This window comes from Bradyrhizobium sp. CCBAU 45321, assembly GCF_028128975.1.
Classification (GTDB): Bacteria; Pseudomonadota; Alphaproteobacteria; order Rhizobiales; family Xanthobacteraceae; genus Bradyrhizobium; species Bradyrhizobium yuanmingense.
Genome location: NZ_LFKZ01000122.1, coordinates 208,863 through 230,531, shown reverse-complemented (window position 1 = coordinate 230,531; position 21,669 = coordinate 208,863). Strand labels below are relative to the sequence as shown.

General features: G+C 62.3%; 16 protein-coding genes. 14 read left to right on the top strand and 2 right to left on the bottom strand.

Going from position 1 to position 21,669, the window contains the following annotated elements:
- Positions 1-603: 603 nt before the first annotated feature.
- Positions 604-2,241 carry a recombinase family protein gene (locus ACM43_RS19165; RefSeq protein WP_271542117.1) on the bottom strand — a complete coding sequence of 546 codons (1,638 nt, stop codon included), beginning with the start codon at positions 2,239-2,241 and terminating at the stop codon, positions 604-606.
- A gap of 2,197 nt (positions 2,242-4,438) precedes the next feature.
- Here ACM43_RS19165 and ACM43_RS19160 point away from each other — a divergent pair.
- The 9 genes from ACM43_RS19160 to ACM43_RS19120 all read left to right on the top strand — a co-directional run bounded on the left by ACM43_RS19160 (position 4,439) and on the right by ACM43_RS19120 (position 14,838).
- Entirely contained in the window at positions 4,439-4,876 is a 438-nt protein-coding gene (locus ACM43_RS19160; RefSeq protein WP_271542116.1) for a hypothetical protein, read from the top strand.
- Between the two features lie 1,121 nt (positions 4,877-5,997).
- Entirely contained in the window at positions 5,998-7,545 is a 1,548-nt protein-coding gene (locus ACM43_RS19155; RefSeq protein ID WP_271542115.1) for a tetratricopeptide repeat protein, read from the top strand.
- A gap of 299 nt (positions 7,546-7,844) precedes the next feature.
- Positions 7,845-9,350 (top strand): glucan biosynthesis protein G, encoded by a 1,506-nt coding sequence (locus tag ACM43_RS19150; protein WP_271542114.1) that lies wholly within the window; start codon positions 7,845-7,847, stop codon positions 9,348-9,350.
- Complete coding sequence (gene mdoH, locus ACM43_RS19145; RefSeq protein ID WP_271542113.1) at positions 9,338-11,458, top strand: glucans biosynthesis glucosyltransferase MdoH; 2,121 nt, start codon at positions 9,338-9,340, stop codon at positions 11,456-11,458. Before ACM43_RS19150 ends, mdoH begins: the two co-directional genes overlap by 13 nt.
- A 145-nt stretch (positions 11,459-11,603) precedes the next feature.
- Positions 11,604-12,659: a sugar phosphate isomerase/epimerase family protein gene (locus ACM43_RS19140; RefSeq protein WP_271542112.1), complete on the top strand. Its 1,056-nt coding sequence runs from the start codon at positions 11,604-11,606 to the stop codon at positions 12,657-12,659.
- A 15-nt stretch (positions 12,660-12,674) separates the two neighbouring features.
- Complete coding sequence (locus ACM43_RS19135; protein WP_271542111.1) at positions 12,675-13,850, top strand: Gfo/Idh/MocA family protein; 1,176 nt, start codon at positions 12,675-12,677, stop codon at positions 13,848-13,850.
- Positions 13,851-14,073: 223 nt separating this feature from the next.
- Positions 14,074-14,235 carry a DUF2934 domain-containing protein gene (locus ACM43_RS19130; RefSeq protein WP_157281972.1) on the top strand — a complete coding sequence of 54 codons (162 nt, stop codon included), beginning with the start codon at positions 14,074-14,076 and terminating at the stop codon, positions 14,233-14,235.
- Positions 14,232-14,417, top strand: a complete 186-nt coding sequence (locus ACM43_RS19125; protein ID WP_246732151.1) for a hypothetical protein — start codon at positions 14,232-14,234, stop codon at positions 14,415-14,417. The genes ACM43_RS19130 and ACM43_RS19125 overlap by 4 nt, the downstream gene beginning before the upstream one ends.
- A 142-nt stretch (positions 14,418-14,559) precedes the next feature.
- Positions 14,560-14,838 (top strand): DUF2934 domain-containing protein, encoded by a 279-nt coding sequence (locus ACM43_RS19120; RefSeq protein ID WP_271542110.1) that lies wholly within the window; start codon positions 14,560-14,562, stop codon positions 14,836-14,838.
- Between the two features lie 287 nt (positions 14,839-15,125).
- Here ACM43_RS19120 and ACM43_RS19115 read toward each other — a convergent pair whose 3' ends face one another.
- Entirely contained in the window at positions 15,126-16,913 is a 1,788-nt protein-coding gene (locus tag ACM43_RS19115) for a peptide ABC transporter substrate-binding protein (RefSeq protein WP_157281966.1), read from the bottom strand.
- A gap of 331 nt (positions 16,914-17,244) precedes the next feature.
- Here ACM43_RS19115 and ACM43_RS19110 point away from each other — a divergent pair, with 331 nt between their 5' ends.
- The 5 genes from ACM43_RS19110 to ACM43_RS19090 all read left to right on the top strand — a co-directional run bounded on the left by ACM43_RS19110 (position 17,245) and on the right by ACM43_RS19090 (position 21,666).
- Complete coding sequence (locus ACM43_RS19110; protein ID WP_271542109.1) at positions 17,245-18,027, top strand: MetQ/NlpA family ABC transporter substrate-binding protein; 783 nt, start codon at positions 17,245-17,247, stop codon at positions 18,025-18,027.
- 160 nt (positions 18,028-18,187) lie between these two features.
- Complete coding sequence (locus ACM43_RS19105) at positions 18,188-19,225, top strand: putative FMN-dependent luciferase-like monooxygenase (protein WP_271542108.1); 1,038 nt, start codon at positions 18,188-18,190, stop codon at positions 19,223-19,225.
- Between the two features lie 38 nt (positions 19,226-19,263).
- Complete coding sequence (locus ACM43_RS19100) at positions 19,264-19,863, top strand: CMD domain protein (RefSeq protein ID WP_442869322.1); 600 nt, start codon at positions 19,264-19,266, stop codon at positions 19,861-19,863.
- A gap of 11 nt (positions 19,864-19,874) precedes the next feature.
- Positions 19,875-20,450, top strand: a complete 576-nt coding sequence (locus ACM43_RS19095; RefSeq protein ID WP_271542106.1) for an alkylhydroperoxidase domain protein — start codon at positions 19,875-19,877, stop codon at positions 20,448-20,450.
- Between the two features lie 58 nt (positions 20,451-20,508).
- Positions 20,509-21,666 (top strand): ABC transporter substrate-binding protein, encoded by a 1,158-nt coding sequence (locus ACM43_RS19090; RefSeq protein ID WP_271542105.1) that lies wholly within the window; start codon positions 20,509-20,511, stop codon positions 21,664-21,666.
- Positions 21,667-21,669: the final 3 nt, after the last annotated feature.

Here is a 21,669-nt window from a genome sequence, read left to right as displayed (position 1 = left end):
ATCCCATTTGCGAGTTCGAGGAATTGGCATCGGCAAGATTCCGCGGCGAACCCATTTGTTAAACGCCGAAAGCGACTCGCAGCCAGCGTAAGCCGCAGCTCACTATTTCGAGATGCCACGCGGCTCGGTCACCCTGTGCTTCACCAGCGGCTTGACATACCTCGAGGGAGCGTCGCGTGACGGGCTGACAGTTTTGGCAGCACAAGCTGACCGACATCCGATTGTGCCCATTATTCGCGTGTTGGAAACAAGGACGTCCAATGATTTCCCAGGCGCGAGCAGATTGTAGCCCCCGCGGATGCTATCCACGCCCCGACGAAGACATACGCGTTGGCCAGCATGGCCACGTCCGCGCAGCGACAAGCTCGACGCTCAGCTCATCGGCCGCGGAGGTATAGCCATGCGGTACCTTCGAGACCAGACCAAAAGTCCCATTGGCCGCCCAGCACTCGCTCGTCGACAAGTAGTTTGGCAAAGATGCTCGGAGAAGCCAACGGTGAAGCATGCTCCAGCAAAACGCGGCAAGAGCGAAGGCGCTGGAAATCTGGACAAGCTTCCAAAATTATGAAGCACTGCTTTGCGGAGTGTTGTGCCTGCGTCTGATCAGTGCCGCGCGCGGGCGTTCTTGGTGTTGAGCTGCTTTGGTCTCGATCGCTTGTCGTGTGGTGCTGGCTCAGAACGGTCTCTCCGTTTTACTAGCTTGGCGATCGCTCGAACCAAAGCGTCAGGGGTTTCGAAGCGAGCGATTCCACGGCGAACGCGAGCCCTCTCAGTAAAGCTTGTAGTTCCTTTTACTTTCCCGTCGGTCGGCAGCAGTACGTAATCGAGCACTGACTCGTTATGCTCAGACAGCCTGATGGCAGCGATCCAGCCCTGAGGCAGGCGTGCCCTGCGCTTGATCGACCAATACAACGCTCGATTTTGGCTTCCGCAGCAGAGAGCTGATCGAATTGAGATGTTCACTGATCCACGCACGCGCAAGTAATCGGTCCTGTTGCTAGAGGTGATGCGACCACCAGCTTTCCTGATGGCCATGGCAACGTGCGAGCCGAGCTTGGCCTCTTGCTCCGCCCAGCGCGGGCGCGACTGAAGAAATGCATAGTTTCGCTTGGGAGTGTAGCCGATTAACCGATACACGTTCATCATGCTGCCGAAGTGTTTGTGATAGGTGGAAGCGCAGGGAAGGCCGACCGTGCTGTCTATGATAGCAGAGCTCAGGCGCCCTTCCTTAAGCAGCGTTTTGCGTAGACGAGCAAGCATCTCCCCTTCAGTGAGATCGACACGCCGTTCCTCAATGATCTTGTTTGCTTTCAGGAAGACTTCGCGTTCGATGATCGGCTCGATACATCTCTCGCTGGTGATCCAGAGCTCGGGAGGATTGCAAATGCAGTTCTGCCGCAACTTGCGTGATCGGCGGTTGAAGGTTAGGTTTCCAATGTAGTTCTCGTTTCTAAGCACTTTGTTGACCGCTGCGCGCGTCCACCGAACTCCCGTGCTCGTGAGTATGGCCCGCCGGTTTAGCTCCCGGGCGATAATCTCTTCCGACTTTACCTGCAGAAAGCGCTCGAAGATCCACTTCACTACGGCTACTTCCTCGGGAATGCCGGGTCGCACTCGGACGTGATCAGTCATCAGGTACTTCTGGTCACCGTTCTTCAGCACGCCTCGCGACTTCTGACTCTGATCGACAAGTTTTCGCAAGAGAGCATAACCAGGACGACCTCCGAGCTTGAAGCCTAGTCGGGCGAACCGGCACTGCGCGGCGTGAACCTTTGCCGAAAGCTCACGACTGTACTCGGCTGCCATCACGCGCTTGAGGTTTTTGATGATGCTAGAGAGCATGCTGCCGTCATTGTCAAACTGCTCGGCACAATACACGATGTTGATGCCTGCCTGTTTGCATACGAATTCGTAATACGCGCTCTCATCGACGTTCTGAAAGCGGCCCCACCGGCTTACGTCGTAGACCAGAATATGACCGAAATCGGTCTCTCCTGTTTGGACATCCTTGATGAGCTGTACAAGGCCGGCCCTGTTTATGAGCAGGCCGCTCTCTCCTTCGTCACGATAGGTTCGTACAATGGTCAGGCTATGGGCGTGCGCGTATGCTGCAATCACAGCAGCCTGATTCTGAATCGAGTATTCCTGCCGTTGTGTCGACATGCGGACATATTGTGCCGCTCTCATGGCGAGATGCGATCGTACCGGATGAGCCTTATAGATCTCGAGCGCGTTGGTCATCGTTCTCGCTCCCGAAAGTTACACCGGAGCAAATCAGACATCTATACGACACTTGCAGCAAGGATTACATCAATTGAAGAAAATAGCCCTGCCGTCGCCGCCGAGGCCGCAGTTGGGCGACCAGCTCTCTTCGTAGTTCGCGTACCAAGGAGCTTGTTCAGGAGGCCTCTACAAGGCTCCGCGGCTGAGGGCGCGATGCGGGCAACAGTGAATCGATGCCGCGTATATTTAGCACATTAGAGGCGGTCTTATACTATGGCTGGACAAATCCTTCTCTGTCATCCGCAATAGATGGGAAGTGCGTGTCTCGATCGCCGCTCGGATAGGCTTGAAAATGCTGGAGCCAATGCCTGCTTCCTTTCAACTCTACTGGCAGATCGCAGGCTGCTCCTCTGATCAGCCTCGTCTATTCTGGATTACGCTTGCAAATAGACGCCTCACACGGCTGTTGCAGGTGCGAGTTCTCGTCTTATTCAGTCGCGCCAGCTCGGATCGAAGGGTAGATCATCGAGGGCGCGACGAAGTAAGCCAGCAGTTCGACACGCGCCTCGCTGCGGTGATACTGAGATTTAGGGCACGCCTCGACGACAAACGATGGCGTTGGTTTGGTAGCGGTGAGGAGGCGGAAACCAGACATTCCGCCGGGTCATCGCCATAGAGGCGGGCCGACCCATGACGGGATGGTCGTCAGGCAAACGACAGTTCTTTTCGGCAGAGCCTTCCGTATTTTAACGCGCTGAATTCGAGTGCCGGAACCTCGTTACGCCTTACGAGCAGCCTGCAGCCTCCTACCATGAGTGGTTGAATGGGAGAGACCCATTCGCACCGGAGCAGGTAGTCGATGCTTGGTGCGCCTACCAGGCAATGCAACTCGCGCTGATCCTATCCAGATACAAATTGCACGAATTAGCAAGCTCCGATCGTTCGATGAGCGAAGTGATGGCTTCATTTCGAGGCGGTCGTTTGCTGCGGCCGCAGAGGAAAAGCTAAGGGCTACATAACCGCCAACCACACCCTGATCGGGGTCGCGACAAACGGGATAAGTGTCGGGACCGCGGATTGCTAACGAACGGCGATGACGCAGGACGGAGGCGGAACTACAGCTCAATGTCACGAATACTACGCGACTGGCACCCTGTACGCCGGATCACTTGATCGTAGCGGCTGACCAGAGCGCAAGCGGATCGCCGTAGTTGTCGATACCAACCAGCCTGGCGTCAGGATCCAGGCGATTGGGATGGCTCCGGCCAGAGACTTACGGCGAGCGGTACAGTTCATTTCGGGATGTAGCGGTTCCCGAGGACCGCATTCTTGGTCCTGGATATGTAACGGAAGGCCGGGTCTTTGGAGCGGCCTGTGTTCAGCTGGTCCTGCTTGATCCTCGCCGGAATTGCGCGGCGCGCGGGTAGCGACACGAGGGAGTTGATTAGGGCGCGAACCCGTACCTTTACTCACGTGGTTGCCGACCGGCCGCGGAACGATCCGTTGGTGCAACATTTTATCGGCAGGCTTTTCGCCGCGGCCCTTGGTGCGCGAGCAGCACTCTCGCCCATTCTGCGCTGAATCGCTGCTTGGGCCGTTCGTAAGACTGCGCTAAGTGCCGGGCGTGCTTGCATGTTGGACGGCAATTGCCGATCCCTTCATGCATTCGATGTCTCCGATCCTTTCGGCAAAGCAAGTGATCTCAGATGCCGGCGCATGCGATGAGAATGTTCCAGTCAGCCGCGGAGGCGCAGTATTTAGTGCAGGGTGGCAATGCTGATGCCGCCGAACTTGCGTGGTGATTGAATGGGCTTCTGAGCGGCGGAAATGATAAGCTCGCACCAACACAGCAAAAAACTATGCGTTCGCCGCGAAACAAAGGAAGCTGATTATCTCGGCGCCAGTTAAGATGGCGGCAGCTTTTCCGGTCGGAGGTCATGCGCCATTGCCAATTGCCCTTCACAAGAGAGTAAGCGTGGGGCCGGGCCCCAATAGGTTTCATGCGCTGGATTGGATGAAAAATCGTAGGTTTGGTCGGTGTGGGGAAAGGTGGTAGCGCTCCCCCGCTACCAATCCAGCTAAACAGCTGATGTTTTTTCAGAGTATCGCGTGCACTCGGCTCGATGCTAGCGGATTGCGTTATGCTGGTCCTATAGCTGGCGCGCGGCGTCGCGCGCGCTGCATTGATCGGCAATTGGGCGCAGAGCGATAGGAAATGTCCGACCAGCTTGAACTCGTAGTGCTTCATCGGAGCGGTTGCGGAAGCCCCGCGAAGAAGGAGCGGTACACGTTCGATTTTGTCGTCAATGGCCAATCTCTCTTTGCCGTCACCGGTGCCTCCAGCTTTGATTTGTCCGGTTGTCTTTCAGTCCCTCAACGAGAGCCCGAGCTTGCCGTTCGCCTCAACGACAGACTTGCGCGACTTCTGACGTCGGCCGTTTCGGTCGGTGAGAGTAACCGCGTAGCTCTGTATGTTTGTCCGGAATGCGGAGACCTTGGCTGCGGAGCTATCACGGCACGTGTGTCGCGAAGCGACGACGTCGTGCGTTGGTCCGACTTTGCGTACGAAAACGGAGATGACAGCGAAACCAAGCTGTCGAAGATCGGCCCCTTTGCGTTCGAATGGACGTCCTACGTAACTGAAATCGAATGAGCTTGCGCTGGCTGACGGGTCTGTAGGATGGGTAGAGCACTTGCGAAACCATCGTGTTCCACGGCGGGCGGTATCGATGGGTTTCGCTTTCGCTCTACCCATCCTACCCTGTTTCGCCACCCGTCAACTCTTTCCCACAAAAATATTCCCCTTTACCGAAATTCGGAAATATCGTACACCTCCGCCCATCCCGGCTTCATCCTGAGGGGCGATCGCGTCGTCGTCTTGATCGCGAGCCGGGCTTGCGGTGGACGCGGCAGCGTCGGGCGCGAAGGGTAGCGGGCAGGGAGGGTAGTCCCCGGTGAGCTCGCGGCCGCGCGCGGACGAACGGCGCTGCTAGGTCTCGTCTCGTCTTGCAAGTTTCCGGCGCTGTCGACGGTGCCAGGGAATACTGCGGCGAAATGGCGGGCCGTGCGTACGGCAAAACCGTGTGGTCCTGGCCGTCGTTGCTACGGTCAAGCTCTTGCGGAGGCGGTAGTCGCGTCAACCGGCGCGGGCGCCGGTGAATTCCGCGAGCGCGAGGGAGGCCCGAAGGAACTCGGCTCCCGGGAGAGCGCGGCATAAGCCGTCCGACCATCGCGCAGGGAAGGCCGAGTGATCGGCACCACCTGTATGCTGCTGTGCGGTTCTTCCTGCGTGTGCATTTCGCGCAGCGGACCGCGGGTGCGATGTCAGCACCCGGCCTTCCCTGCGCCCTCTTGGCTCAAGAGGGTGGAGTGACCAGGCAAAGCTCGGGCGAATTCAGCCGCGAGAACGCGGAACTGTGTCCCGGCATTTGGAATCGAGGCTGATTGGCGAATGGCAAGTGTGGCTGGGGTGACCGCGGCGCGCCGCCGCATCTGCGTGATGTTGATGCCCCGCTCCGAGCTTTGGCAACCGACGGTTCTGTGATCACCATCACAGGTGTGGCCGCCTTCCACTATCTATATTGTGGGCTCGGCAGCAGGGTGGCGACCATGCGGAATCGGATTGCACTGGTTTTCAGTTTCTTTTTTTTCGCTTCTCTGGCAGCCGCTGATCGTGCGGCCGCAGACGATCGGACAATCTGCGCGCAGCGCGGCCATGAAGACCGCATCGCCGCGTGCTCGCGGCTGATCGCAAAGAGCGGCGGGCGCGACGCCGTGGCGTTCGACAATCGCGGCGCCGAATATGGCGACAAGGGCGACTACGATCGCGCCATCTCCGATTTCAGCGAGGCCATCCGCATCGATCCGAAATACGCGCTTGCCTGGCAGCATCGCGGCGCCGCCCTGCTTCGCCGGAACGAGGTGGATCGGGCTATCGCCGACCTGACCCAGTCGATCCGGCTCGATGCAAACAATCTGAACGCCTTGAACGACCGCGGCATGGCCTATGCCGCTGCAGGTGATTCCGAGCGCGCGCTTTCGGATTACAACGCAGCGATCCGCATCAATCCGAGGTTCAAGTTCGCCTACTTCAATCGAGGGCGGCTCTATGCCGGCAAGGGCGACCACGCCCGGGCGATCGCCGAATACTCCGAGGTCATTCGCATTGACCCGACCTACGGTTATGCGTTCAACAATCGCGGACTGTCCTATCGGGACACCGGCCAGTCCGAGCGTGCCGTGGCCGATTTCAGCGAGGCGATCCGGCTTTTGCCGAGGACGACGCTGGCCTACAACAACCGCGGCGACATCTATCTCCTTCAGGGCAGGTACGATCAAGCCCTCGCCGATTTCAATCAGTCGCTGCGCAATGATCCGCAACACCAGAGCGCGCTGGTAAACCGCGGAATGGTGTTCGAGAAGCTGGGTGAGGTCGCAAAGGCCCGTGCCGACTTCAACGCAGCTCTGGCTGCCCCGCAAAAGTACGATAGCGCGAAATGGGCGATGGATAAGGCGCGCGAACGCCTCGCAGCGCTGGACGATACGTCCATCAAGACCGTTCCCGCCACCACCACGCCGGTCATCGCGCTGCCGGGACCGTCGAGTAGAAATGACAGGCGCATCGCGCTCGTGGTCGGAAACTCCGCTTATGAGAATGTCGCGGCGCTCGCCAATCCGGCGCGCGATGCGGCGCTCGTCGCCGAAGCGCTCAAGATCACCGGATTCGATTCCGTCACGCTGCTGACCGATCTGCGCAAGGATGCGTTGACCGCGGCGCTGCGCGACTTTGCAAGGCAGGCGGAAATCGCCGACTGGGCGATGGTATATTACGCCGGTCACGGCATGGAGGTCGGCGGCGTCAACTATCTGATCCCGATCGACGCGAAGATAGCCTCCGACCGCGACGTCAGCTTCGAAGCCGTGGCGCTGGACCAGGTGTTGAACGCGGCGGAACGCGCCAAGCGGCTGCGCCTCATCGTCCTCGATGCTTGCCGCGACAATCCCTTCGCCAACCAGATGAAGCGCACCATGACGCTGGCGTCCCGTTCGGTGTCGCGCGGCCTTGCGGCGATCGAGCCCGAGGCGGGCACGCTGGTGGTGTATGCCGCCAAGGACGGAGAGATGGCGCTCGACGGAGAGGGCAGGAACAGCCCGTTCGCCACGGCGTTCGTCAATAATATGCGCAAGCCCGGCCTCGAGGTGCGCCGGCTGTTCGACGTCGTGCGTGACGACGTCATGGAGGCGACCAATCGTGCACAAAAGCCGTTCAGCTACGGATCGGTCTCGGGACGGCAGGATTTTTACTTCGTTGCCGGGAAATGACATGCAAGGCTTTGGCTGTCGCGCCGGCCAAAATTCATGGTATTGAGCCGAAATTCGGAAATACCGCATAAAACCTGCCCATCCCGGCTCATCCCGAGGGCCTTCCCTGTGCCCTCTTCAGAGGGTGGAGTGACGAAGCAAAGCTCGGGCGAAAGTCGTCGCGAGGATGCGAAGCCGTGTCGCAATCAGCCGGCGATCTCACGCGGGCGGCGCGCGAGGGTGGAACTGGGCCGGTTGGAACTCGCGTGCGTGATGGTCGTTTGCTTGGCCGGGGCAGCAGTAGCGAGTAGGGAGAGCACGTGAACCGACGCCAGCTTGTTCAAGGGTCGGCAGTGCTGCCGGCGTTGCTGCTCGCTCCCCGATGCAGTCTGGCCGCGCCTTCGGACGACATGTTCGGTCCGTCCACCGTGCGGGACCTGGCACGGAAGCTGGCGAGCAAGCCCTACGAGGCGCCGGACGAGAAGCTCCCGAGCGGATTGAAGGACCTGGATTACGATCAGTATCGTTCGATCCGCTTTTTGCCCGAGCGGGCGCTCTGGCGCGGCAAGAATCTTCCGTTCGAGGCGCAGTTCTTCCACCGCGGCTTCTTCTACAAGAACAGGGTGAACATCTTCGAGGTGGCGGACGGAAAGGCATCCGAGCTCAAGTACCGCAAGGCGGACTTCTCCTTCGGCGAGAAGGTCCCGGCGTTCGAGGACAGCGATCTCGGATTCGCGGGCTTCCGCATCCATGCGCCGATGAACCGTCCCGACTATTACGACGAGGTCTGCGTCTTCCTGGGCGCGAGCTATTTCCGCGCCGTGGCCAAGGGGCAGACGTACGGGCTCTCCGCCCGGGGACTTTCGATCGATACGGGCGAAGCCAAGGGCGAGGAATTTCCGCTCTTCAAGGCCTTCTGGCTCGAGCGGCCGGCGCCGGGTGCGACATCGTTGGTGATCCATGCTCTGCTCGACAGCAAGAGCTGCGCCGCGAGCTACCGGTTCACGGTGCGCCCCGGGGAGACGACAGTCTTCGACGTCGAAATGTCGGTCTACCCGCGCGTCGAGATGCCGCGCGCCGGTCTCGCGCCCATGACCAGCATGTTCTTTTATGGTCCGAACGACCGCAACGACATCGACGATTTCCGCCCCTCCGTCCACGATTCCGATGGCCTTGCGATCTTCAACGGGAAGGGCGAAAGCCTCTGGCGGCCGCTCAGCAATCCCCACGATCTCCAGATCAGCACCTTCCAGGATCTCAATCCGCGTGGCTTCGGGCTGATGCAGCGGGAAAGAAACTTCTTCGCCTACCAGGATATCGAATCCAGTTTCGAAAAACGTCCAAGTCTCTGGATGGAGCCGATCGGCGATTGGGGCGAGGGCGGCGTCGTGCTGTTCGAGATTCCGACCAAGGAGGAGATCCACGACAACATCGCCGCATTCTGGCGGCCGAAAAGCCCGCTCCAGGCCAAGGGCGAACACAACTACACCTATCGGCTGCATTGGGGGCCAGATAGCCCGAAGCCGCATTCGCTGGCCAGGTTCACGCGAAGCGGGATCGGGGCGAGGGGCGGAGATGCGCGCCTGTTCGTGCTCGATCTGCATGGCGACAACCTCAAGGGCGTCGATCCTGCCGCTGTCAAAGGCGTGGTGACGGCGGAGAAGTCCGAGGTGAAGAACATCGTCACGCAGCCCAATCCCTACACCGGTGGCTGGCGGCTCAGCTTCCAGTGCCGGGTCAAAGGCGAGCCGATCGAGCTGCGGGCATTCCTGGCAGAAGGCGACAAGCCTTTGTCGGAAATCTGGGTCTACCGATGGGCACCCTGAGCACTGCACCGCGGCCGATTGTCGGCGATATCGCGACCCAGCGCCTGCTGCCGACGGAGGCCCCCCTTCCGATGGCTCCTGGCGACCTCGGAAAAAGCCTGGTGCCCGACCGTATTCCTGCGCCGGTTGCCCCCGCCATGGCCTGGCGGCGCGGCCTCATCCTGCTCTCGACGGCGGCGCTCACCGGGGCCGGCGGATATGAGATGTATCGCGTGCTGCAGGTCGGCGGCGTCACCATCCTTGAAGCCATGGTGCTGGCGCTCTTCCTGGTCTTGCTCGCCTGGGTCGCCTTCTCGTTCGCCTCCGCGCTGGCCGGCTTCTTCGTGCTGCTGGCCCATCGTCCGGGCGCCTTTGCGCCGGACGAGGAGCTGCCTGCGATCGCAAGCCGCACCGCCATGCTGCTTCCCACCTACAATGAAGATCCGCACCGATTGACGGCGCGGCTTCGCGCGATCATCGAATCCCTGGAGACGACCTCCCAAGGAAGGCTGTTCGACTGGTACGTTCTGAGCGACACCACCGATCCCGACATCTGGGTCGCCGAGGAAAAAGCGCTCCTCGCGCTGCGACAAGCCGTCGGAACGCCAAGGCTGTACTATCGCCATCGAGCCGACAACACGGCTCGGAAAGCCGGCAACATCTCCGAGTGGATCACTCGGTTCGGCGCCGCCTACGACTTCATGATCGTGCTCGACGCCGACAGTCTCATGAGCGGGCAGACCATCGTCCGACTGGCCCATGCCATGGAGAGCAATCCGAGCGCCGGCCTCGTTCAGACGCTCCCCATGGTCGTCAACGCACGAAGCCTGTTCAGCCGAGTCCAGCAATTCGCGGGCCGCCTGTACGGACCGATGATCGCCGCCGGCGTCGCCTGGTGGCACGGCTCCGAAGGCAATTACTGGGGCCACAATGCGATCATCCGGGTGAAGGCGTTTGCTGAAGAGGCGGCGCTACCGCAGCTTCGGGGACGGAAGCCGTTCGGCGGGCACATCCTCAGCCACGATTTCGTCGAGGCTGCGCTGATGCGGCGCGCCGGGTGGGGCATCTACATGCTGCCGACGCTCGGCGGAAGCTACGAAGAGGTGCCGCCTTCGCTGCTCGATTTCGCGGCGCGCGACCGACGCTGGTGTCAGGGCAATCTTCAGCATCTGGCTGTCGTGCCAGCGCGGGGTCTCCACTGGGTATCGCGCGTGCATTTCATGGTGGGCATAGGAGCGTATCTGACGGCGCCGCTGTGGCTGCTGTTCCTGCTGCTGGGAATGCTGATCTCGCTGCAGGCTCGCTTCGTGCGGCCGGAGTATTTTCCGAAGGGGTTCTCGTTGTTTCCGACCTGGCCGGCCCAGGATCCCGTGCTTGCGATCTGGGTGTTCGTCGCCACGATGGGGTTGCTGCTGTTGCCGAAGCTGCTCAGCCTCGTGCTCGTTTGGATGCGAGGCCCGATGAGACGCCAGTTCGGCGGCGCGTTGCGTGCTTCGGCCGGAGTTCTCGCAGAGATCATCGTGTCCGCGCTGATGGCGCCGGTGATGATGATCTTTCAGTCGATCGCTGTGATCGAGATTCTGGCCGGCCGCGATGCCGGCTGGCAGACGCAAAGGCGCGACGACGGCACGGTGGAGCGGCGCGAGCTCTATCGCAAATACGGCGTTCCGACCCTGTGCGGCGTTGCGATGGCTGCAAGCGCCTACGCCGTTTCGCTGCCGCTTCTGCTCTGGATGTCGCCGGTCATCGTTGGGCTGCTGTTCGCCGTTCCCATAGGCGCGCTGACCGCCAGGCCCGTCTCCGGAAGATTGTTTGTCACTCCGGAAGAACGAGAGCCGCCTCCCGTCCTGCGGCGAGCGAACGAACTCAGCGCGTCCGCGGACCTAGGGGGCAGCCCCGCCTTGGTGGAGCTGCGCCAAGACCCCGCGCTCCTGGCCTTCCACCTCGCGCAGCTGCCGCCGCCTTGTCCCATCAGACCCGACACGGTCGACGCCAATCTGGCGGTCGGCCGTGCCAAGGTCGATGCGAGCGAGACTTTCGAGGAGGCCGCAGAGCATCTATCCTCGCGAGAAATCTTCTCGATTTTGAACGATGGTTCGGCGCTCTCCACAGTGTTGCAGAAGCGATGAAGCTGCGGCCTGGATCTGTCCTGCGGCCGTTTGAAGCTTTTCTCGTTGCATAGTCCGGTATTGCTCTCTCCCTTGATGGCCGGCATCCTCGAACCAAGTGCGCGGAAAAGCGCGCCCCGGAAACGTCCAAGGAAGGAAGCACTCGATGAAGATGATCAAAGGGCCTGCGATATTCCTCGCTCAGTTCGCTGGCGATGCGGCGCCGTTCAATTCGCTCGATGCGATATGCGGATGGGCCGCCTCTTTTGGCTACAAGGGGATTCAGATTCCGAGTTGGGATGGGCGGCTCTTCGACTTGAACAAGGCCTCGGAGTCTCAGGCCTATGCCGACGAGGTGAAGGGCATTGCGGCTCGTCACGGCCTTTCCATCACCGAGCTTTCGACCCATCTGCAAGGCCAACTCGTCGCCGTTCACCCGGCCTATGATGCGGCGTTCGACGGCTTCGCAGCGCCGGACGTGCGTGGCAATTCCAAGGCCCGCACGGAATGGGCCGTCGATCAGGTCAAGCGCGCCATCCTGGCGTCCCGGCGGCTCGGGCTCAGTACGCAGGCGACGTTCTCCGGCGCGCTTGCCTGGCCTTATGTCTATCCCTGGCCGCAGCGTCCCGCCGGCCTGATCGAGACTGCCTTCGATGAGCTCGCCAGGCGCTGGCGGCCTATCCTCGACTATGCCGACGAGCACGGTGTCGATCTCGCCTATGAGATCCATCCTGGCGAGGACCTCCACGACGGTGTCTCCTACGAAATGTTCCTCGAGCGGGTGAACAATCATCCGCGCGCGACCCTGCTCTACGATCCCTCGCACTTCGTGCTGCAACAGCTCGACTATCTCGACTACATCGACATCTACCACCAGCGCATCAAGGCGTTTCACGTCAAGGACGCCGAATTCAATCCGACCGGTCGCCAGGGCGTCTATGGCGGGTTCCAGAGCTGGGTCGACCGTGCCGGCCGCTTCCGCTCACTCGGCGATGGTCAAGTCGATTTCGGCGCCATCTTCTCCAAGCTCACGCAATACGATTACGACAGCTGGGCGGTGCTCGAGTGGGAGTGTGCCCTGAAACATCCCGAGCAAGGCGCGGCCGAGGGCGCCGAGTTCATCCGAAACCATATCATCCGGGTGACGGAGAAAGCTTTCGACGATTTCGCAGGCAGCGGCGCTGACGCGGCTGCCAACCGCAAGATGCTCGGCATCTCCTAAAAGAGAGGGTGCAACATGGCGATCGAAGCAAGCAATGAAACCGGCGGCCATCGCCGTATCCGCCTCGGCATGGTCGGCGGGGGCCAGGGCGCCTTCATCGGTGCAGTCCACCGCATTGCCGCGCGCATCGACGACCAGTTCGAGCTGGTCGCCGGCGCGCTCGCGTCGGATCCGGCTCGCGCCAAGACTTCCGCAAAGGAGCTCGGTATCGCTGACGGCCGGGCCTATGGCTTTTTCGAGGAGATGGCGCGGGCTGAAGCGGCGAGAGCGGATGGCATCGAGGCGGTCTCGATCGTGACACCCAATCACCTGCACAGCCCGGTCGCGAAAGCTTTCCTCGAAGCCGGCATCCACGTCATCTGCGACAAGCCGCTGACGACGACCGTTGCAGAGGCCGAGGAACTGGTGGCGCTGGTCAGGAAGACCGGCAGGGTCTTCGTCGTCACGCACAATTACACTGGCTATCCCATGGTCCGGCAGGCGCGCGCCATAGTCGCGAATGGCGATCTCGGCGAGATCCGTCTCGTCAAGGTCGAGTATCTGCAGGATTGGCTGACCGAGCCATTGGAAACCAGCGGCCAGAAGCAGGCGGCGTGGCGCACCGACCCGTCCCGGTCCGGCGCCGGCGGGTGCATCGGCGACATCGGCACCCATGCTTACAATCTTGCCTGCTTCGTCACCGGGCTCGAGCTCGACGAATTGCTTGCCCAATTGTCGACCTTCGTCGAGGGGCGGCGGCTCGACGATGATGTGCAAATTCTCCTCAAGTGGAAGGGCGGCGCCAAGGGCATGCTGTGGGCGAGCCAGGTTGCCGTCGGTAATGAGAATGGGCTCACGCTGCGCGTCTACGGCAGCAAAGGCGGCCTCGAATGGGCGCAGGAGAATCCGAACCACCTGTGGTTCACACCCTACGGCAAGCCCAGGCAGCTCCTGACCCGCGGCGGGGCCGGCGCATCGGGCGAGGCCGCCCGCGTTAGCCGCATTCCATCGGGGCACCCCGAGGGCTACCTTGAAGGCTTCGCAACGATCTATGCCGAGGCGGCGCGCGCCATCCGCGCGGCAGCGGCCGGTGAAAAGCCGCATCCCGATGTCGTCTTCCCGACGGTCGAGGATGGCCTTGCCGGCGTGAAGTTGATCGATGCTGCGGTGAAGTCGTCCGCGGGTAATGGCGTCTGGGTTCGGATGACGTAACGGCCCACGTGCATCCGACATCGGCGCAATGCCGGGTGGAAAGGCATGCACGCCCCGGGACAAGCCGGCCATCCGGCACGGGCAGACGTGTAGGAACTCTTGCACATGGTTGAAACTTGACTCCGCGGGTCAGCATCGCCGCCGATCGCTGGCCTGCACGGCCCCGCCTCCAAGCCCCCCATACCCCCCAGGGTGGGGCCGTGCTTCCAAGCAGGAGGTGCAATTGTCCGAGCCGACCGAGCAAGAGATCAGAGAACGCGCGCACCAATTGTGGGAGCAGGCGGGCAAGCCCGAAGGCCGCGAGGAGGAATTTTGGCACGCGGCGGAGCAGGAGCTGCGCAACGAGGACGGGTCGAACACGCTGCGGACGCCGGATACGCTGTGACCGACAAGGCCTGCCCATTCTGCCAAGGTCTTGGATGGGTCTGCGAAAACCATCCGCTCCGGGTCTGGAGCGAGAAGCTCGGCGGCTGCCGCTGCGGCGAGGGCATGCCCTGCACCTGCAACACGACTGAGGATCCTGAAATCAGGGTGGTGGTCGTCGAAGCCGACACGACGTGGCACTAGCGGCGCCGGCGGCTTCGGCTGGACTGATGGTGCGACCTTCGTCCTTTCCGAAACGCCGCACCTCAGGGAACGGACCGTCGGGGAAGGGAATTTAGTCTCCGCACGGCTCCGACAAGAACCCTTTCCCACGGCAGTTTCGGCGGTGGACGAACAGAAGAAGCTAGAGCACCAGATCGAACTCGCAACGCGAGCGGCTTCGCTCGTCAGGGACGAAACCACCGGGCAACGCTTCAGGAGCTTCGCCGAGGAACTGAAACGAAAGCTGCTTCGCATGATGCGCCGTGGCAAGGTGCGCACACGCGCCTATGAGCTCTGGGAGCAGGCGGGACGGCCGAGCAATCGCGAGTTGGAGTTCTGGCTCGAAGCCGAACGCCAGATCGAGGAAGAGCGTGAGGAGAAGAAGGGCTCGGGCGCTTCATAGCGCCAGGCGGGATCCGTGCCCGCTGCACGCGGTCTCGCGGGTGCCGCTCGCGCAAAGCAAGGAAAAAGCCGCCGGATTCTTCATCCTGACGGCTTCGCAAAGTCCGTAGCTGTTGATCGTCTTCCCAGCCTCGTGCGTACCGCCGTTACCTTGTTTGCGGCCATGCCCGATCTTTGTAGGCGATGGTGCGCGATTCCGCTGTGATCTGGAGCACACAGTGGACGGGATTCGGCATCGCGATCTGAATCCCGCGCTGCGCTGCAACCATAGGCGCGCTCACGAGCCCCTCAGGTCCGATACCACGCCGCCAGGTTCCACGTGATGGTGTCCCAGCCGGAGATGTCGATCATCAAATTGTTGGCGCCGGCGTTGACGACGTGGCGCGAGAGCAGGGGCAGGAACACGTTGGCCTCGCAGAAGATCTCGTCGACCTTCATCAGCAGCGCGGCGCGCTTGACCGGATCGAGTTCGTTCTGCGCGGCCTTGTAGGCCTTGTCGGCTTCGGGATCGGAATAGCGCGAATTGTTGCGGCCGAGCCATTTGTTGTCCTTGGTGGCGATCTCCCAGGACACGCACTGGTTCAAGAGGCGCTCCGGATCGGGCTGCGGCTGCGTGGTGTTGTACATCTCCATATCGGCATAGAATTTCGAGTAGGTGTCGGGATTGCCGACGTCGGATGAGAAGAACACGGAGGCGGTGACCGCCTTGATCTCGATGTCGATGCCGGCCTTCTGGCACGCCTGCTTGATGATGGCCTGCGTCTTCTGGCGCGGCGCGTTGGTCGAGGTCTGGAATACGTATTTGAGCTTCTTGCCGTCCTTCTCCCGGATGCCGTCCGCGCCCTTGGTCCAGCCGGCCTCGTCGAGGATCTTGTTGGCCTTGTCGATGTCGAACTCGTATTTCAGCTTCGGCGACTTGAACTGCTTGGGCGCGTTGACGAAGCTCGCGGTGGCGATGGCGGCGCGTCCGTAGATGAACTTCTGGATCGAATCGCGGTCGATCAGAACATTGATGGCGCGTCGAACGGCGGGATCGGACAGCGTCGGATGCTTGGTCTTGACGCTCGAGCGCTCGCCGTCGACCTCGGTCCAGGGGTCGGTCGTGTTGAGGATGATGAACTCGACATTGCCGGAAGGCGTGATGTCGAGCTTGCCCTTGCCGCCGGCCTCCATGCGCTTGAGGACCTCCTCCTCCACCTGCATGTTCCAGGCAAAGTCGTATTCGCCGGTCTGCAGCACGGCGCGCGCCGCAGACACCGCATCGCCGCCGCCCTTGATCTCGAGCATATCGAAATGCGGCTGGTTCTTGATGTGATAGTCGGGATTGCGCTCGGCGCGGATCATGTCGCCCGGCTTGAACTCGACGAATTTGTACGGGCCGGTGCCGACCGGCTTCAGATTGCCCGGCGCTTCACGCGACTTGGCCCCGACATACTCGCCGAAATGATGCTTCGGCAGGATCATCCCGACCGAGCCGACGAACGGATCGGCCCAGAACGGCGTCGGCGCCCGGAAGATCACCTTGACGGTGTGGTCGTCGATCTTCTCGACCTTGATGTCCTTGTAGGAGCCCGTGGTGTAGGCCGCGGTGGCGAGATCTGCGGCGTATTGCCAGGTGAAGACGACGTCGTCGGCGCTGAAGGGCTTGCCGTCATGCCAGGTCACGCCTCGCTTCAGCTTCCAGATCACGCTCATGCCGTCGGCCGCAAGGCCGCCGTTCGCCTTGGTCGGAGCCTCGGCGGCGAGGCAGGGGATGAGGTTGCCCTCCTTGTCCCAGCCGGCGAGCGGCTCGAAGAAGATGCGCGAGGCGATCTGGTCCTTGGTGCCGAGCGCGAAATGCGGATTGAGCAGCGTGGGCGCCTGCCAGAGCAGCATCTTGAGCGTGCCGCCGCCGCCGGCCTTGGCCGGCTTGTACGGCAGCGTGGCGTCAGCCATTGCGACGTCGTGCCAGACCAGGATTTGGCTCGCGATCGGCGCTGCGATTCCGACCGCGGCCATTGTCCTGATGAACGAGCGCCGCGACAGCGTGCCTTGCTTCACCTCTGCGACCAGATTGCGGATTTCGTTCTCGTTCATTGGATGATCCCCACTTCGTCGCCACCGGCTCAGTGCGCGCTAACTCAGCACGTCGGGCGTGGTGGAGTCAAAGAGAAGGACGCCGGCCCGGCTGCGGATGGAACGAAAGTGCAATCCGGGCTTCTTGCCACGAGCGGCAGCAGCCCTGCTTGCGCGGCGCTTCGTCCGGGTTACGCGCGCACTTTGTCGCACTCTGCATTCGTTTTCCGTTTGCGGCCGATTGGAGAAAGGCTGGCCCCGAGCCGCGCCCAATATGGATTTCCATTTCATTGATTTCGCATCGCAGAAAAGGGAATACGGTTCCGTTGCCGCAAGACCTAAGGAGACCAAGATGTCGTTTCGCTTTCCCCTGATTCTCTCTGCCGTGCTGGCCGCATGGTCCGCCGCAGCCGCGGCCGAGACCATCAAGATCGGCGTGACGCCCGGGCCGCATGCGCAGATCCTCGAAGCCGTGAAGCCGATCGCCGCCAAGCAGGGCCTCGACATCCAGCTCCTGGAGTTCTCCGATTACGTGGTGCCGAACGCGGCGCTCGATGCCGGCGAGATCCAGGCTAATTCGTTCCAGAACCAGCCTTACCTGGACAACCAGAAGGCCGACCGCGGCTACAAGATCGAATCCGTCGGCCTGACCGTGAACTTCCCGATCGGCGTCTATTCGAAGAAGCACAAGGCCTTCGGCGACATCCCCGCGGGCGGCAAGGTCTCGATCCCGAACGATCCAACCAATGGCGGCCGCGTGCTGCTGCTGCTGCGCGACAAGGGCGTGATCAAGCTGAAGGACGGCACCGGCTTCAAGCCGACCGTGCTCGACATCACCGACAATCCCAAGAAGCTGAAGTTCATCGAGGTCGACGCGGCGCAGGCACCGCGCGCGCTCGACGACGTCGATGCCGCCGCGATCAACACCAACTATGCAACCCAGGCGGGCCTCGATCCGGTCAAGGATCCGATCCTGCGCGAGGATCCGAAGGGGCCCTATGTCAACCTGATCGCGGTGCGCAGCGCCGACAAGGACAAGCCTTGGGTCAAGATCCTCGTGGACAGCTATCACACGCCTGAAGTCAAGGAGTTCGTCCTGACCAAGTTCAAGGGCGCGGTGCTGCCGAGCTGGTAGGCAATCTGCCTGCCCAGAGTCCACATCAAGGCGATCCGGCGGGCAGCCTTGCGATCAGCCTTGCGCAGGAATCTTGCGTATGTGCCCTGCGTAATGCCCGCTTGTCGGGAGCTGCGGCAACCGACATCATCGGGACCCATCCTCGCCCGACAGGGATCGTATGAAACGCTTTGCCAACCTGAAACGCCTGGGCTTCTTCACGCGGCTGCTCGACGAGGCGCCGGCGGCGGACCGCTATCGCTTCGCCGCCGAGCAGATCGTGCGCGCCGAAAAGGCCGGGCTCGATTCCGCGTGGATCGCGCAGCATCATTTCCATGAGCGCGAGGGCGGCCTGCCATCGCCCTTCACGTTCCTGGGTTATGTCGCCGCGCAGACCTCGCGCATCCGCCTCGGCACCGGCATCGTCACCCTGCCGCTGGAGAACGCGGTGCGGGTGGCGGAGGACGCCGCGGTGCTGGATCTCCTCTGCAACGGCCGCTTCGAGCTCGGCGTCGGCACCGGCGGCAACCCGTCGGCCTTCGCCGCCTTCGGCCTCGACAGCGCCCAGCGCAACGAGATCTTTGCCCGCAATCTGGACATCGTGCGCAAGGCCCTGACCGGCAAGCCGCTTGATGGCGGCGACACGCTCTATCCGCAGCGGCCGCAACTGGATAAGCGCATCTGGCAGGCGACGTTCTCCGTTGCCGGCGGCGCCCGCGCAGGCAAGGCCGGCGACGGCCTCCTGCTCTCGCGCACGCAGCCGCGGGCCAAGGATGCGCCGAACGCGACGCTCGCCGAAATCCAGAACCCGATCATCGACGCCTATCTCTCAGCGCTGCCGCCGGGCTGCGAGCCGCGCATCATGGCCTCGCGCAGCATCTTCGTTGCCGACGACCATCGCGAGGCGCTGCGCCTCGCCGATATCGGACTGCGCCGCGCGCTGCCGCAATTCATGAAGGGCGGACACCTTCCGCCGGGCGAGACACTGGAAGAGATGATCACCGCGTTCGACACCCATGTCGGCGATGCCGACCACGTCATCGCCTCGCTTCGTGCCGAGTCCACGCTGGAACGGGTGACCGATCTCGTCTTTCAGGTACATTCAGTGGATGCGCCGCATCCTTACGTCCTGCGCTCGATCGAGCTCGTCGCCGACAAGGTCGCCCCAGTGCTGGGCTGGGCCCGGACGGCCGCCAAAGACGTTGCCCTCGCAGGCTAGCCGGAAATGAATAGAGTCGCGTTGCACGAGGCTGAATGATGGCACCGAAAGATATCATCGACACGCTCGCCGGCATCGAGCCCGGCTCCACGCTCGACGCCATCCGCGCGCGCCGCCTGCAGGCGCGCGAGAATGCGCAGAAGAGCTATCTCGCTTTGTTCGAGCCGGTCGACGCCGGCGATATTTCGCGTACCGAACGCGCCGCGGTCGCGGCCTTCGTGACCGGGCTCCACGGCGAGTCCCCCGTTGCCGCCTTCTATCGCGACAAGCTCGCCGCAAACGCGGATGGCGCGCCTCTGCTCGATGCGATCAACGCCGAGATCGAGCGCGGCAAGACTTCGGGTCCATACGGCGCCTATCCGGCCGGTCCGTTGTCGATCGAGAACAAGGCCGGCTTGATCTATCGCGTCAGCGCGGAGCGCAAGCCTGTCCTCGGCCCCAGGCTAGTCGCAGCATTGGAGCACGCGCATCTCCTTGTCTTCCACCCGCGCGATGCCGCGTCCGCCGACATGAAGGCGCTGCTGGCTGCCGGCTGGTCGGCCACCGGCATCGTCACGTTGTCCCAGCTCGTTGCATTCCTGTCGTTCCAGGTGCGCGTCGTCAGCGGCTTGCGCACGCTCGCCGCCGCAAGCGCGTAGGAGGCCCAATCATGAGCACTGTCAATCCGCCCGTCGTCTTCACCCAGGACGAGCTCGGCTGGGTCTCGTGGATCGACCCGCTGCCCGAGGCCGAGCTGACCGAGCGGCACTACGCCGGCCTCGTCGACCGCGCCCGCGCCAAGTCGGAATATTTTCGTCTCTTGGTGCGCGATCCCGAAGTGCTGGAAGCCCGCACCAAGACCGACAAGGACATCTTCTACAACGTCGCCGACGGCCTACCGCGCGCCGAGCGCGAGCTCGCCGCTGCCGCGACCTCGCGCTTCAACGGCTGCATCTATTGCGCCTCCGTGCATGCGCGCTTCGCCAGCACCTATTCCAAGCGCCGCGACGACGTCCAGCGCCTGCTCGACGAGGGCGTTGGGGCCGATCTCGGCGAGCGCTGGAATGCGGTGGTCAAGGCCTCGGTGGCGTTGGCCGCAACGCCGATCGCATTCGGGCCTGACAATATCGCCGAGCTGCGCCGCGCCGGTCTCGACGACGCCGAGATCGTCGACGTCATCAACGGCGCCGCGTTCTTCAACTGGGCGAACCGGCTGATGCTGTCGCTCGGCGAGCCCTCGAAATAGGCAATCTCACCGGCACGAGAATTGCTGCTGTATCAACATTGAATGGATGGAGCCGTGCATGAGCAACATCGATCGCCGTACCCTGGTCAAAGGCTCGCTCGCCGCCATGATGGCGAGCCCAGCCTTCTCGCGCGCCGCACTGGCGCAATCCGCCGAGCCGATCCTGCTCGGGGTCAGCGGCCCCCTCACGGGACCGAACGCGCAATATGGCGCGCAGTGGAAGCAGGGCTTTGATCTCGCGCTCGACGAGATTCACGCCGCCGGCGGCATCAACGGCCGCAAGCTCGCCTACCAGTTCGAGGACAGCCAGAGCGATCCGCGCCAGTCGGTCGCGATCGCCCAGAAATTCGTCTCCGACCCTCGCATCGTCATGGAGCTCGGCGATTTCTCCAGTCCCGCCTCGATGGCGGCCTCCCCGATCTATCAGCGCGGCGGCCTGGTGCAGTTCGGCTTCACCAATTCGCACCCCGACTTCACCAAGGGCGGTGACTTCATGTGGAGCACGTCCGTGAGCCAGGCCGACGAGCAGCCGCTGCTGGCGTCCTACGCCGTCAGACGGCTCGGCCTGAAGAAGCTTGCGGTGCTGCACCTCAACACCGATTGGGGCCGCACCAGCCGCGATCATTTCGTCAAGGCGGCCAAAGAATACGGCGCCGAGGTCGCGATCACCGAGGGCTACATCGCCGAGGAACGCGACTTCCGCTCCACCCTGGTGCGCGTGCGCGACGCCAGCCCGGACGGGCTGATCCTGATCTCCTATTATTCCGACGGCGCGCTGATCGCGCGCCAGGCGCGCCAAGTCGGCCTGAAGCAGACGATCTGCGCGGCCAGCTCGGTGTACTCGCCGAAATTCATCGAGCTCGGCGGCGAGGCGGTCGAGGACGTCCATCTCGGCACGCGCTATTTCCCGCAAGATCCGCGGCCCGAGGTGAGGAAGTTCATCGAGGGCTTCAAGGCCAAGTACAACGGGCAGGAGCCCGACGCCTTCAACGCCTATTCCTATGACGCGATGAACATGGCCGCTGCCGTGGTGAAGATCGGCGGCACCGACCGCCGCGCCATTCGCGATGCCTTCGCCAAGGTGAAAGACGTCTCCAGCGTCATCTTCGGAAAGGCGACGTTCGACGTCGAGAGCCGCCGCGTCAAGGGCGCCATGAACGCCGAACTCGTCGTGCGCAAGGGCCAGTTCGCGCTGTGGGACGGCAAGCCGACCTGATGT

Coding starts and splice junctions, on each gene's coding strand:
- ACM43_RS19090 (WP_271542105.1), top strand. CDS start 20,509: ATGAGCAACATCGATCGCCGTACCCTGGTCAAAGGCTCGCTCGCCGCC.
- ACM43_RS19115 (WP_157281966.1), bottom strand. CDS start 16,913: ATGAACGAGAACGAAATCCGCAATCTGGTCGCAGAGGTGAAGCAAGGC.
- ACM43_RS19110 (WP_271542109.1), top strand. CDS start 17,245: ATGTCGTTTCGCTTTCCCCTGATTCTCTCTGCCGTGCTGGCCGCATGG.
- ACM43_RS19095 (WP_271542106.1), top strand. CDS start 19,875: ATGAGCACTGTCAATCCGCCCGTCGTCTTCACCCAGGACGAGCTCGGC.
- ACM43_RS19140 (WP_271542112.1), top strand. CDS start 11,604: ATGAAGATGATCAAAGGGCCTGCGATATTCCTCGCTCAGTTCGCTGGC.
- ACM43_RS19135 (WP_271542111.1), top strand. CDS start 12,675: ATGGCGATCGAAGCAAGCAATGAAACCGGCGGCCATCGCCGTATCCGC.
- ACM43_RS19105 (WP_271542108.1), top strand. CDS start 18,188: ATGAAACGCTTTGCCAACCTGAAACGCCTGGGCTTCTTCACGCGGCTG.
- ACM43_RS19160 (WP_271542116.1), top strand. CDS start 4,439: ATGTCCGACCAGCTTGAACTCGTAGTGCTTCATCGGAGCGGTTGCGGA.
- mdoH (WP_271542113.1), top strand. CDS start 9,338: ATGGGCACCCTGAGCACTGCACCGCGGCCGATTGTCGGCGATATCGCG.
- ACM43_RS19165 (WP_271542117.1), bottom strand. CDS start 2,241: ATGACCAACGCGCTCGAGATCTATAAGGCTCATCCGGTACGATCGCAT.
- ACM43_RS19100 (WP_442869322.1), top strand. CDS start 19,264: ATGGCACCGAAAGATATCATCGACACGCTCGCCGGCATCGAGCCCGGC.